11 protein-coding genes are annotated in these 12856 nt (G+C 59.3%); 7 read left to right on the top strand and 4 right to left on the bottom strand.

The genetic code is table 11. From position 1 onward, the window contains the following. Positions 1–3 precede the first annotated feature (3 nt). Positions 4–531, top strand: a complete 528-nt coding sequence (gene gmhB, locus AA0Z93_RS07805) for a D-glycero-beta-D-manno-heptose 1,7-bisphosphate 7-phosphatase (RefSeq protein ID WP_413045656.1) — start codon at positions 4–6, stop codon at positions 529–531. Between the two features lie 62 nt (positions 532–593). Further along, on the top strand, positions 594–1364 hold the full coding sequence (locus AA0Z93_RS07800; RefSeq protein ID WP_413045657.1) for a lysophospholipid acyltransferase family protein: 771 nt from the start codon (positions 594–596) through the stop codon (positions 1362–1364). Positions 1365–1690: 326 nt separating this feature from the next. Here AA0Z93_RS07800 and gyrB read toward each other — a convergent pair whose 3' ends face one another. From gyrB to dnaA, 4 genes are read right to left on the bottom strand one after another with little or no spacing between them, the layout of a single operon-like run. Next, positions 1691–4111, bottom strand: coding sequence for a DNA topoisomerase (ATP-hydrolyzing) subunit B (gene gyrB, locus AA0Z93_RS07795; RefSeq protein WP_413045658.1), 2421 nt, complete (start codon positions 4109–4111; stop codon positions 1691–1693). 4 nt (positions 4112–4115) lie between these two features. Next, positions 4116–5219: a DNA replication/repair protein RecF gene (gene recF, locus AA0Z93_RS07790; RefSeq protein ID WP_413045659.1), complete on the bottom strand. Its 1104-nt coding sequence runs from the start codon at positions 5217–5219 to the stop codon at positions 4116–4118. Positions 5220–5235: 16 nt separating this feature from the next. Then, positions 5236–6339, bottom strand: coding sequence for a DNA polymerase III subunit beta (gene dnaN, locus AA0Z93_RS07785; protein WP_413045660.1), 1104 nt, complete (start codon positions 6337–6339; stop codon positions 5236–5238). Positions 6340–6379: 40 nt separating this feature from the next. Beyond that, positions 6380–7909, bottom strand: a complete 1530-nt coding sequence (gene dnaA, locus AA0Z93_RS07780; RefSeq protein WP_413045661.1) for a chromosomal replication initiator protein DnaA — start codon at positions 7907–7909, stop codon at positions 6380–6382. 585 nt (positions 7910–8494) lie between these two features. Here dnaA and rpmH point away from each other — a divergent pair. From rpmH to mnmE, 5 genes are all read left to right on the top strand, one after another. Beyond that, positions 8495–8629, top strand: coding sequence for a 50S ribosomal protein L34 (rpmH, locus tag AA0Z93_RS07775; RefSeq protein WP_002551315.1), 135 nt, complete (start codon positions 8495–8497; stop codon positions 8627–8629). Between the two features lie 13 nt (positions 8630–8642). Further along, positions 8643–9047, top strand: coding sequence for a ribonuclease P protein component (gene rnpA / locus AA0Z93_RS07770; protein ID WP_296267331.1), 405 nt, complete (start codon positions 8643–8645; stop codon positions 9045–9047). Continuing rightward, on the top strand, positions 9040–9285 hold the full coding sequence (gene yidD / locus AA0Z93_RS07765; protein WP_413045662.1) for a membrane protein insertion efficiency factor YidD: 246 nt from the start codon (positions 9040–9042) through the stop codon (positions 9283–9285). Before rnpA ends, yidD begins: the two co-directional genes overlap by 8 nt. 2 nt (positions 9286–9287) lie before the next feature. Continuing rightward, positions 9288–10970, top strand: coding sequence for a membrane protein insertase YidC (gene yidC, locus AA0Z93_RS07760; RefSeq protein ID WP_413045663.1), 1683 nt, complete (start codon positions 9288–9290; stop codon positions 10968–10970). An 86-nt stretch (positions 10971–11056) separates the two neighbouring features. Then, positions 11057–12427, top strand: coding sequence for a tRNA uridine-5-carboxymethylaminomethyl(34) synthesis GTPase MnmE (gene mnmE, locus AA0Z93_RS07755; protein WP_413045664.1), 1371 nt, complete (start codon positions 11057–11059; stop codon positions 12425–12427). The last annotated feature ends 429 nt before the right edge of the window (positions 12428–12856 follow it).

Raw genomic sequence — 12856 nt, 5'->3', positions numbered from 1 at the left:
GCCTTGAAGCTGCTGATACTTGATCGGGACGGGGTGATCAATTTCGACTCCGACGCGTACATCAAGTCGCTGTCGGAATGGATCCCCATTCCCGGCTCGATCGAGGCCATCGCGCAGTTGAGCAAGGCCGGTTGGACGGTGGCGGTCGCCACCAACCAATCGGGCTTGGCGCGCGGCTATTACCCGCTCGAAACCCTCGACGCCATGCACGCGCGTCTGCGCGAGTTGGTGGCCGGGCAGGGCGGTTCGCTTGGGCTGGTCGTCCACTGCCCGCACGGTCCCGACGAAAACTGCGCCTGCCGCAAGCCCAAGCCGGGCATGCTGGTGACGATCGGCGAGCACTATCGGCAGCCGCTCGAAGGGGTCTGGTTCGTCGGCGACAGCCGTAGCGACCTGGAGGCGGCCCTGGCGGTCGGCGCCCAGCCGGTGCTGGTCAAGACCGGCAAAGGCGAACGCACGTTGGCCAAGGGCGTGCCGACCGGCACCCTGATTTACGACGACCTGGCCTGCGTGGCCCAGGCCCTAATTTAAACGGTGCGCCTCGAGGCGCACTTTTTCTCAGGCGGGCAGGCCCCGCAACGGTACATGCCACTATGTCGATCCTGCAGGCGATCAGAATCTTTCTTTTTTACCTGCTGCTGGGGAGCAGCTCATTGCTGTGGTGCACGCTGAGTTTCTTCATCGCGCCGTTCCTGCCGTTCCGCCAGCGCTACCGCTTCATCAACGTCTACTGGTGTCGCTTCGCCGTGTTGCTGGCTCAAGTGGTGTTGGGCATCCGTTACAAGATCACCGGCGCCGAGCATGTGCCCGACACGCCTTGCGTGATCCTGTCCAACCATCAGAGCACATGGGAAACTTTTTTCCTTTCGGCCTATTTCTCGCCACTGAGTCAGGTGCTCAAACGTGAGCTGCTGTACGTGCCATTCTTCGGCTGGGCCATGGCCATGCTGCGCCCCATCGCCATCGACCGTGACAACCCCAAGGAAGCCCTGCGTCAGGTGGCCAAGAAGGGCGACGAACTGCTCAAGCAGCGCATTTGGGTACTGATCTTCCCGGAAGGTACGCGTGTGCCCTTTGGCGAAGTCGGCAAGTTCTCCCGCGGCGGCACGGCGCTGGCGGTCAACGCGGGCTTGCCAGTGCTACCTATCGCGCACAACGCGGGCAAGTTCTGGCCCAAGACCGGTTGGAACAAGCGGGCAGGGGTGATCGAGGTGGTGATTGGTGAGCCGATGTACGCCAACGGAAGCGGACCGCGCGCCATCGCAGAGCTCAACGAGCGTGCTCAGGCATGGAACGAGGCGACCCAAAGGGCATTGGGTTCACTGCCAGCGATGGCCGATTCCGGTGCCGAGCAGGTCGCTTGACCATTCTGTGGATAAGATGTGAGCAACTATTCTGAAAAGCTGCCCATCCAATAGATAAGTCATTGAAATAGATAGATATTTCAAGAAATCCAGATTTTCGGGAAATCGTGCATAAGTTTTTTATGCGTTTAAAAAAACCGGCTTTTATGCCGGTTTTTTCTTACCTGTTTTTTGCCGTTTACCCACAGACGATAGTCGGTGACCAGTCAAGGGCAGCCTGTCCCTGCCTACTGGGGATTCGGTAGGGCAGGGTCAGCCTATACGATGACTTTTCAGGCAAAAAAAGCCCCGGCTGACCGGGGCTTTTTGTCTGGCTGCGATCTGAATCAGAAGTCCAAATTGGACACCGACAGCGCATTGCTCTCGATGAAGTCGCGCCGTGGCTCGACCGCATCACCCATCAGGGTATTGAACAGTTGGTCGGCACCGATGGCGTCTTCGATCGTCACCTTGAGCATGCGACGCACCGTTGGGTCCATGGTGGTTTCCCACAACTGATCCGGGTTCATCTCGCCCAGACCTTTGTAGCGCTGGATGGTGTGGCGCTTGGTGGACTCGGTCATCAGCCAGTTCAGGGCCTCCTTGAACTCCGAGACCGCCTTGCGGCGCTCGCCACGCTTCACGTAGGCACCTTCACCGAACAACGAGCTGAGCTTGTTACCGATGTTGACCACCGAACGGTAGTCGTTGCTGCCGAAGAAGTCGCGGTTGAAGGTCACGTAGCTCGAAGTTCCGTGCGAGACGATCTCGACTTCAGGCAGCCAAACGTTACGCTCCTTGTCTTCGCGCAGGCTGGCTTTGTACACCAGGCCAGAGCGCTGAGTATTGAGCAGACGCTCTTGGTAATTAGCCAGCCAAGCCTGCATGTGCGCGTGATTGCCCAGATGCTCCTGGGTGATCTCCGTCATGTAGATGAAGTGCTCGGTGAGCGCTTCGGGATACAGACGCGACAAGCGCTTGAGGGTCTTCGTGACCGCACGGAAGTCGTTCACCAGGCTTTCGAGCTGTACGCCGGACACCGGCGGTGCCGACTCGTCCAAGTGCAAGCTGGCATCCTCGAGGGCCGACTGGGTCATGTATTCCTCCATGGCCTCGTCGTCCTTGATGTATTGCTCATGCTTGCCTTTCTTGACCTTGTACAGCGGCGGCTGAGCGATATAGATATAGCCGCGCTCGACCAGCTCCGGCAACTGACGGAAGAAGAAGGTCAGCAGCAGGGTACGGATGTGCGAACCGTCGACGTCAGCATCGGTCATGATGATGATGTTGTGGTAGCGCAGCTTGTCGATGTTGTACTCGTCGCGGCCAATGCCGCAGCCCAGGGCAGTGATCAACGTGCCTACTTCCTGGGAGGAGATCATCTTGTCGAAGCGAGCTTTCTCGACGTTGAGGATCTTGCCCTTGAGCGGCAGGATGGCCTGCGTGCGGCGGTTGCGACCTTGTTTGGCCGAACCACCTGCCGAGTCGCCTTCCACCAGGTACAGCTCGGAAAGGGCAGGGTCCTTTTCCTGGCAGTCGGCCAATTTACCCGGCAGGCCGGCGATGTCCAACGCGCCTTTGCGACGGGTCATTTCGCGGGCTTTGCGGGCGGCTTCACGGGCGCGTGCCGCGTCGATCATCTTGCCGACCACGGCCTTGGCTTCGTTCGGGTTTTCCAGCAGGAAATCGGAGAAATACTTGTTCATCTCCTGTTCGACTGCGGTTTTGACTTCCGAGGAAACCAGCTTGTCCTTGGTCTGCGAGCTGAACTTGGGGTCCGGCACCTTGACCGAGATGATCGCGGTCAAACCTTCACGCGCATCGTCACCGGTGGTGGCGACCTTGTTCTTCTTCGCCAGGCCTTCCTGCTCGATGTAGTTGTTCAGGCTACGGGTCAGCGAGGAACGGAAGCCCACCAAGTGGGTGCCGCCGTCGCGCTGGGGAATGTTGTTGGTGAAGCACAGCAGGTTCTCGTTGAAGCTGTCGTTCCACTGCAACGCCACTTCGACGCCTACGCCGTCATCACGTTGTACCGAGAAGTGGAAGACTTGGCTGTTCACCGGCGTCTTGTTGGTGTTCAGGTATTCCACGAAGGCGCGCAGACCGCCTTCGTACTTGAAGAACTCTTCCTTGCCCGAACGCTCGTCCTTGAGCAGAATGCCCACGCCCGAATTGAGGAACGACAGCTCGCGAATCCGCTTGGCCAGGATGTCCCAGCTGAAGTGGATGTTCTTGAAGGTTTCGGCCGAGGGCTTGAAGTGGATGTGGGTACCGGTGGTTTCGCTTTCGCCTACGACCGCCATCGGTTCTTGGGGCACGCCGTGGACATAGGTCTGTTCCCAGATCTTGCCGCTGCGGCGTACGGTCAGAATCAGTTTTTCGGACAGGGCATTCACTACCGACACGCCCACGCCGTGCAGGCCACCGGATACCTTGTACGAGTTGTCGTCGAACTTACCACCGGCGTGCAGCACGGTCATGATGACCTCGGCCGCCGAGACGCCTTCTTCTTTATGCACATCGACCGGGATGCCGCGGCCGTTGTCACGGACGCTGATGGACTCATCCGGGTGGATGATGACGGTGATGTCGTCGCAGTGGCCGGCCAGGGCTTCGTCGATCGAGTTATCCACGACTTCGAACACCATGTGGTGCAAGCCGCTACCGTCGTCGGTATCGCCAATGTACATGCCGGGACGCTTGCGCACGGCATCCAGCCCTTTCAACACCTTGATGCTGGAAGAGTCGTACGTTTGATTTTCGCTCATGCCTTCACTCCCGATGGACGTGTGTCTGGGTGATATGGCCTTGTTCCACGTGGAACAAAGCGACTGGCGTTTCCTTCTGCCAGCTCTCCCGCAGAAATTCGTGGTCTACGCAGGTGATGAACACCTGGCAGTTCAATTCTTCGAGCAACCGACACAATGCGCGTCGGTGTTGCTCATCAAGCTCGGAGGGCAGGTCATCGACCAGATAGATGCATTGTCCGCGACGAGCTTGGTTGACCAAATGCCCCTGTGCGATCCGTAGGGCACATACGACCAGCTTCTGCTGGCCTCTAGAAAGGATATCGGCAGCGTTGTGTGCGCCCAGTCTCAAGCGCAGATCGGCGCGCTGCGGCCCCGCCTGGGTATGTCCCATTTGCTGGTCGCGCTGAAGGGAGGTAGCGAGCACTTCGGCAAGCGACCGGTCTTTGTCCCAACCTCGGTAGTAACTGAGTGTCAGGCCTTCAAGGTCGAGCAACTCGCTCAAGGTCTTTTCGAAGACAGGCTTCAATGCGGCGATATAGCTACGGCGATATTCGTCGATCTCGTCGCTGGAAGCGCTCAGTTCGCGGTCCCAGGCGGCTTGCGATGCACTGTCGAGTGTACCATGCCGCAGCCATGAGTTCCGCTGCCTGAGGGCCTTCTGCAAGCGCTGCCAGGTGGCCATGAAGCGAGGTTCCACGTGGAACACTCCCCAGTCCAGGAACTGCCGGCGAACTTTGGGGGCGCCTTCGAGTAGACGGAAGCTGTCGGGGTTGATCAGTTGCAGAGGCAACAATTCTGCAAGCTGTGCGGCGCTTCGTGCGTTCTGCCCGTCGATACGGATAGTGAAGTCACCTTGCCGCTCCCGGGATACGCCCAAACTGCTGGTGGAACCGCTCTCCAGCGACACCTGGCCAAATACCGTGCAAGTCGGCTGCTCGTACTGGATCACTGGCGTAAGTCGCGTGCTGCGAAACGAGCGTGCCAGGCCTAGTAGGTGCACGGCTTCCAGCACGCTGGTTTTGCCACTGCCGTTGTCGCCGTAGAGGATGTTGATGCGTGGGGACGGAGAAAGGGTCACCGGGTGCAGGTTGCGCACCGCGGTGACTGAAACGCGTAGAAGCGACATAGAGGCGTCTGGGCAGTTACAGGCGCATCGGCATGACGACGTAGGACGAGTCGTCGTTGCCGGCTTCTTGCAGCAACGCACTGCTGTTGGAATCGGACAGGATGAGACGCACCTGTTCAGTGGTCATGACGCCCAACACGTCCAGCAAGTAACTGACGTTGAAACCGATCTCCAGCGAAGCACCGTTGTAATCGACGCTGATCTCTTCCTCGGCTTCCTCCTGCTCGGGGTTGTTGGCCTGAATCTTCAACTGCCCACTGGCCAGTTGCAGACGGATACCGCGGTACTTTTCGTTGGATAGAATCGCGGTACGGCTGAACGCTTCGCGCAGTGCCTGGCGATCGCCGATCACCAACTTGTCGCCACCCTTGGGCAAGACGCGCTCGTAGTCGGGGAATTTGCCATCGACCAGTTTCGAGGTGAAAGTGAATTCCCCCGTGGTGGCGCGAATGTGATGCTGACCCAACACGATGCTGACCATACCCTCGGGATCGGTGAGCAGACGTGCCAGTTCGAGGATGCCCTTACGCGGCACGATCACTTGATGCCGCTCGGCCTGGCCGATCGCCGCCTGCATGGCGCACAGGGCCAGGCGGTGACCGTCGGTGGCCACGGCGCGTAGGGTATCGGTAGATACTTCGAGCAGCATGCCATTGAGGTAGTAGCGCACGTCCTGCTGGGCCATGGCGAAGCTGGTGCGCTCGATGAGACGCCGCAGTTTGCTTTGCTCAAGATTGCAGGTCAGCGAACCAGGACCTTCCTCGACGTTGGGGAAATCGTTCGCCGGCAGCGTCGACAGCGTGAAGCGGCTGCGGCCCGCTTTGACCAGCAGCTTCTGCTCGTCGAGCTTGATGTCGATCAGCACGTCGCTGGGCAGGCTTTTGCAGATGTCCATCAGCTTGCGCGCCGGAACGGTGATTTCGCCGGGCTCGGCAGGCTCTTCCAACTGGACGCGACCGACCAGTTCGACCTCGAGGTCGGTACCGGTCAGCGACAACTGCTGGCCTTGGACCACCAGCAGCACGTTGGACAGGACCGGCAAGGTCTGACGGCGCTCGACGACCCCTGCGACCAGTTGCAGAGGTTTCAACAAAGCTTCGCGTTGAATGGTGAAATGCATGGTCTAGTCCCTTGCCTTCAATAAGCGGTGCGCATACGCATCAGGTGGTCAGCGTACGCAGCAGGTTCTTGTAGTCCTCGCGGATGTCCGCGTCGGATTCCTTGAGTTCGTTGATCTTGCGGCAGGCATGCAGCACCGTGGTGTGGTCGCGGCCGCCGAACATATCGCCGATCTCGGGAAGACTGTGGTTGGTCAACTCCTTGGACAACGCCATGGCCACTTGACGAGGACGGGCCACCGAGCGCGAGCGACGCTTGGACAACAGATCGGAGATCTTGATCTTGTAGTAGTCCGCCACGGTACGCTGGATGTTATCCACACTGACCAGTTTGTCTTGCAGCGCCAGCAAATCCTTGAGCGATTCGCGGATCAATTCGATGGTGATGTCGCGGCCCATGAAGTGCGAATGGGCGATCACCCGTTTCAAGGCACCTTCGAGCTCACGTACGTTGGAACGGATACGCTGGGCGATGAAGAACGCCGCATCGTGGGGCAGGTCGACCTTCGCCTGATCGGCCTTCTTCATCAGAATGGCAACCCGGGTTTCCAGCTCCGGCGGTTCCACTGCGACCGTCAGACCCCAGCCGAAACGCGACTTCAGACGCTCTTCGAGACCTTCGATCTCTTTGGGGTAACGGTCACTGGTGAGGATCACCTGCTGACCGCCTTCGAGCAGGGCGTTGAACGTGTGGAAGAACTCTTCCTGTGACCGTTCCTTGCGCGCGAAGAACTGGATGTCATCGATCAGCAAGGCGTCCACCGAACGGTAGAACCGTTTGAACTCGTTGATGGCGTTCAGCTGCAGCGCCTTGACCATGTCCGCGACGAAGCGCTCGGAGTGCAGGTACACGACCTTGGCATTTGGGTTCTTCTTCAGCAGGTGGTTACCCACAGCGTGCATGAGGTGCGTCTTGCCCAGACCCACGCCGCCATAAAGGAAGAGTGGATTGTAGCCATGCTTGGGATTGTCGGCGACCTGCCAGGCGGCGGCACGCGCCAACTGGTTCGACTTGCCCTCGACGAACGTTTCGAAGGTGAAGGTGCGGTTCAGGTAGCTGGTGTGCTTGAGGGCGCCTTCGACCTGCACGGTGCGCTGCTCGGTGCGCGGGCTCGGCACCGGCGCAGGCGCGTTGTCGCCCATGGCGTCGAAGCTTTCCCGGGACGAGGCGTGGTCTACCTGGTTGCCCTGACCGAACTCCACGGTCGGCTTACTCACAGGTTCGCTGGCCGGCACGCTGGCTGGGGTAACGGCCTGTTGTTGCTGATTGGCTGCCGCCATGGCCGCGCTGACCGGCGCATTGGGCGCCGCACGAGGCGCAGAGCTGCGCTTGCTGCCTATTAATAAGGAAAGGGCAGGGGCCATGCCATTGCCATGCTCACCGATCAGCTCGAGCAAGCGGCCGAGGTACTTTTCGTTCACCCAGTCGAGCACGAAGCGGTTGGGCGCGTAGACGCGCAGCTCGGTGCCTTCGGCTTCGACCTGTAGTGGACGTATCCAGGTGTTGAATTGTTGAGCAGGCAGCTCATCGCGCAAGAGCTCGACGCACTGCTGCCAAAGTTCCACTGACACAGGTATCCCCTGAATTTGAGAGCCGCTAGGCCAAAACAAGCCGGCTATTGTACCGATACGAGGGAAACTTATCCACACGGCACCGCCAGTTCGGATAAGACGAATACGCCATATTTCGACGGATATGCCTTTTAAGCTTGTGCATAAGCTCTGTGGATAACCGCCATTGAGGTCTATGCACAACCCTGGGCATTAGCCTGTGCATAACTCAGTTGTGGGTAAACCACCAAGATATCCACAGGTTGAACTCAGGCGCAGCACACCTGCAGCACCGATTACAGACAGACTTGTCATTCGCTGTACAGCTTGTTTTTACTGGGCCTCCGGCAGTTATCCACAGAGCGGAGGCTAGCTAAGAGTTATAGATTCTTTAAAAAAGCTTTTTATATGTCTCTCTTTATTTTCAATGTTGTCCACGCTGAGGGCTCGGGGAGAAATCAGCCTCGAACCACGCCCGGTTCGCCGACCACAGGTCACAAGTAAAGGTTGGTTGGAAATTGACCTATGGCCTTGCTTTCTCTAGAATCGCCGGTCTCTTAAAAAGGGGTCATTCCGACCCGTTGTCTACAAACCAGGTAACACGCCATGAAACGTACTTTCCAACCCAGCACCATCAAACGCGCTCGCACCCACGGCTTCCGTGCTCGCATGGCCACCAAGAACGGCCGTGCCGTCCTGTCGCGTCGTCGTGCCAAAGGCCGTAAGCGTCTGGCTGTTTGATTCTCCGGCACAGGTGGTGAGTCAGGACTTCAGTCGGGATAAGCGACTGCTTATACCTCGGCACTTCAAAGCGGTCTTCGACTCCCCAACCGGCAAGGTTCCAGGGAAAAACCTGCTGATCCTTGCGCGTGAAAACGGTCTCGACCTGCCACGGCTAGGCCTGGTGATCGGGAAAAAGAGCGTCAAGCTCTCCGTTCAGCGCAATCGCCTCAAACGTTTGATGCGTGATTCCTTTCGCCGGAACCAGCAGAGCCTTGCTGGTCTCGACATCGTGATCGTCGCGCGCAAGGGGTTGGGCGAGATAGAAAACCCAGAATTGCACCAACATTTTGGCAAGCTCTGGAAACGGCTCGTACGCAGTCGTCCCTCTCCAGCGGTCACTGCCGACACCGCAGGGGTAGACAGTCACGATGCGTAAACTGGCACTCGTCCCGATCCAGTTTTACCGCTACGCCATTAGTCCACTGATGGCCAGTCACTGTCGTTTCTACCCCAGTTGCTCCTGTTACGCCTATGAAGCCATCGAAAGCCATGGCCTCTTGCGTGGTGGGTGGCTAACCGTTCGTCGCCTGGGGCGATGTAATCCGTGGAACGACGGTGGTTATGATCCCGTTCCGCCAGCGCCTTCCTCCCGAACTTCTTCGATAGCCGAGTAATCATGGATATTAAACGCACGATCCTGATCGTCGCCCTGGCAATCGTGTCCTACGTTCTGGTCCTGAAATGGAACGAGAACTATGGGCAGGCCGCCTTGCCGACTCAGCATGCTGCTGCCAATAACGCCGCACCGGCTTTGCCGGACACCACGGCGACCGGTAACAGCGGTGCCAATGCCGATGTGCCGAGCACCACTGCTGAATCCAGCCCGACCGAACTGGCCCCTGCGGCGGTCAGCAAGGACCTGATCCGGATCAAGACGGATGTCCTGAACCTGGCTATCGACCCGGTCGGTGGCGACATCGTCCAGCTGACCCTGCCCACTTACCCGCGTCGCCAAGACCACCCGGAAATTCCTTTCCAGTTGTTCGACAACGGCGGTGAGCGCGTCTACCTCGCGCAAAGCGGCCTGACCGGTGCCAACGGCCCGGACGCCCGCAGCAGCGGTCGCCCGCTGTACGCGGCCGAGCAGAAGAGCTACCAACTGGCTGATGGCCAGCAGCAATTGGTGGTCGATCTCAAGTTCAGCGACAATGGCGTCAACTACATCAAGCGCTTCAGCTTCAAGCGCGGCGAGTACGACCTCAACGTCAGCTACCTGATCGACAACCAGAGCGCTCAGGCCTGGAACGGCAACCTGTTCGCCCAGCTCAAGCGTGACGCCAGCTCCGATCCTTCTTCGAGCACCGCGACCGGCACCGCCACCTACCTGGGTGCTGCGCTGTGGACCAAGGAAGAGCCCTACAAGAAAGTGTCGATGAAAGACATGGACAAGGGCAGCCTTCAAGAAACCGTATCCGGTGGCTGGGTCGCCTGGCTGCAGCACTACTTCGTGACGGCGTGGATTCCCGCCAAGTCCGAAAACAACGTGGTGCAGACGCGCAAAGACAGCCAAGGCAACTACATCATCGGTTACACCGGTCCTGCCATCAGCGTGCCAGCCGGCGGCAAGGCCGAAACCAGCGCCGTGCTGTACGCCGGCCCCAAGAGCCAGGCCAAACTCAAAGAGTTGTCCCCAGGCCTGGAGCTGACCGTCGACTACGGCTTCCTGTGGTTCATCGCCCAGCCGATCTTCTGGCTGCTGCAACATATCCACAGCATCCTGGGTAACTGGGGCTGGTCGATCATCGTGCTGACCATGCTGATCAAAGGCCTGTTCTTCCCGCTGTCCGCCGCCAGCTACCGATCCATGGCCCGCATGCGCGCCGTGGCGCCGAAACTGGCCGCGCTCAAGGAACGCTTCGGCGACGATCGCCAGAAGATGTCCCAGGCGATGATGGAGCTGTACAAGAAAGAGAAGATCAACCCGCTGGGCGGCTGCCTGCCGATCCTGGTGCAGATGCCGGTATTCCTGGCCCTGTACTGGGTGCTGCTGGAAAGCGTCGAGATGCGCCAGGCGCCGTGGATCCTGTGGATCACCGACCTGTCGATCAAGGATCCGTTCTTCATCCTGCCGATCATCATGGGCGCCACCATGTTCATCCAGCAGCGCCTGAACCCGACGCCGCCGGATCCGATGCAGGCCAAGGTGATGAAAATGATGCCGATCATCTTCACCTTCTTCTTCCTGTGGTTCCCGGCGGGTCTGGTGCTGTACTGGGTTGTGAACAACTGCCTGTCGATCTCGCAGCAGTGGTACATCACCCGTCGCATCGAGGCGGCCAACAAGAAAGCGGTCGTCTGACAGGCTGCGGTCTAACCTGTGAATAAAAACGCCCCCATCGTGGGGCGTTTTGCTATCTGAGATTCAGCCAATGGAGGCGTTCGAGCATGCACACCGCGCGTGAAACCATCACCGCCATCGCGACCGCTCAAGGTCGTGGTGGCGTCGGCATCGTCAGGCTGTCGGGGCCGCTGGCCAAGAAAGCCGGCGAGGTCATCACCGGTCGGGCGCTCAAGCCCCGCCATGCCCACTACGGGCCGTTCAGCGCCGAGGATGGCCTGGTACTGGACGAAGGCATCGCGCTGTTCTTCCCTGGCCCCAATTCCTTTACGGGCGAGGACGTGTTGGAGCTGCAAGGCCATGGCGGGCCTGTGGTGCTGGACATGCTGCTGCAGCGCTGCGTGGCGCTGGGCTGCCGTCTGGCGCGGCCCGGCGAGTTCAGCGAACGGGCCTTTCTCAACGACAAGCTCGACCTGGCCCAAGCCGAAGCCATCGCCGACCTCATCGAAGCCAGCTCGGCACAGGCGGCGCGCAACGCCCTGCGTTCGTTGCAAGGTGAGTTTTCCAAGCGCGTGCACTCCTTGACCGAGGCGTTGATCGCACTGCGTATCTACGTCGAGGCCGCCATCGACTTCCCGGAAGAGGAAATCGACTTCCTCGCCGATGGCCATGTGTTGTCGATGCTCGAAGCGGTGCGCCGCGAGTTGTCCACAGTGCAGCGCGAAGCCGGGCAGGGCGCGTTGCTGCGCGACGGCATGACGGTGGTGATCGCCGGCCGGCCCAATGCCGGCAAGTCGAGCCTGCTCAACCAGCTGGCAGGGCGCGAAGCGGCGATCGTCACCGACATCGCCGGCACGACACGGGACATCCTGCGCGAACATATCCACATCGACGGCATGCCACTGCATGTGGTCGATACCGCAGGACTGCGCGACACCAGCGACCAGGTCGAGCGTATCGGCGTGGAGCGTGCCCTCAAGGCCATCGGCGAGGCCGATCGGGTGCTGCTGGTCGTGGACTCCACGGCGCCGGAAGCGGCCGATCCGTTCGCGCTATGGCCGGAGTTCCTGACGCAGCGGCCTGCGCCGGGTACGGTCACCCTGATTCGCAACAAGGCCGATCTGAGCGGTGAGGCGGTTGGCTTGCAGCGAAGCGCAGACGGCCATGTCACCATCACCCTGAGCGCCAAGCAGGGCGACCAGGGCCTGGAACTGCTGCGCGAACACCTCAAGGCCTGCATGGGCTACGAGCAGACCGCAGAGAGCGGGTTCAGCGCCCGTCGTCGCCATCTGGAAGCCTTGCGCCTGGCCAGCGACCATCTCCAGCACGGGCACGCCCAACTGACCCTGGCAGGCGCTGGCGAGCTGCTGGCCGAAGACCTGCGACAGGCTCAACAGGCCTTGGGCGAAATCACCGGCGCTTTCAGCTCGGACGATTTGCTCGGTCGCATCTTCTCGAGCTTCTGTATCGGTAAATGACCTTCGGTGCCATTCGCCCCCTTCGTCCGTGAGGGGGCAGCGCCGATACGTGCCGCTTATGCACAGGCACGCCACGTTTCTTCCTCTCGTTGCCCCTTTCCAGACTCCCATTGCTTAACAATTATGCCCAGCTAAGCCCTGTGGAAAACTGCGCCTAAGCTCAGTTGATAAGCAGGCTCTTTGCCTAAGGAAAAAACACGTTGTGTGTAAATAGGCTAGTTATACACAGCCTACACAGGCTTATGCAGATAGCTCATAGGTAGTGAGCCACAGGGTTTTGAAACGCTGCATGCCACGTATTTAAAGACTTATGTGAATCTATCCACAGATCGCGGTGTGCATAAGAGTAGTAACAGCAGTAAAGCTTTTTAAATATCTACCTTGTTAATTTCTATAACTGCCACTCATCCACAGCCTGATCAAATTTTG

This window comes from Pseudomonas phoenicis, from assembly GCF_047302395.1.
Lineage (GTDB): Bacteria > Pseudomonadota > Gammaproteobacteria > Pseudomonadales > Pseudomonadaceae > Aquipseudomonas.
Note: the sequence above shows the minus strand (reverse complement) of the source record. Positions and strands in the feature narration are given on the sequence as shown.

Coding starts and splice junctions, on each gene's coding strand:
- dnaN (WP_413045660.1), bottom strand. CDS start 6,339: ATGCATTTCACCATTCAACGCGAAGCTTTGTTGAAACCTCTGCAACTG.
- AA0Z93_RS07800 (WP_413045657.1), top strand. CDS start 594: ATGTCGATCCTGCAGGCGATCAGAATCTTTCTTTTTTACCTGCTGCTG.
- rpmH (WP_002551315.1), top strand. CDS start 8,495: ATGAAACGTACTTTCCAACCCAGCACCATCAAACGCGCTCGCACCCAC.
- mnmE (WP_413045664.1), top strand. CDS start 11,057: ATGCACACCGCGCGTGAAACCATCACCGCCATCGCGACCGCTCAAGGT.
- gyrB (WP_413045658.1), bottom strand. CDS start 4,111: ATGAGCGAAAATCAAACGTACGACTCTTCCAGCATCAAGGTGTTGAAA.
- recF (WP_413045659.1), bottom strand. CDS start 5,219: ATGTCGCTTCTACGCGTTTCAGTCACCGCGGTGCGCAACCTGCACCCG.
- yidD (WP_413045662.1), top strand. CDS start 9,040: ATGCGTAAACTGGCACTCGTCCCGATCCAGTTTTACCGCTACGCCATT.
- yidC (WP_413045663.1), top strand. CDS start 9,288: ATGGATATTAAACGCACGATCCTGATCGTCGCCCTGGCAATCGTGTCC.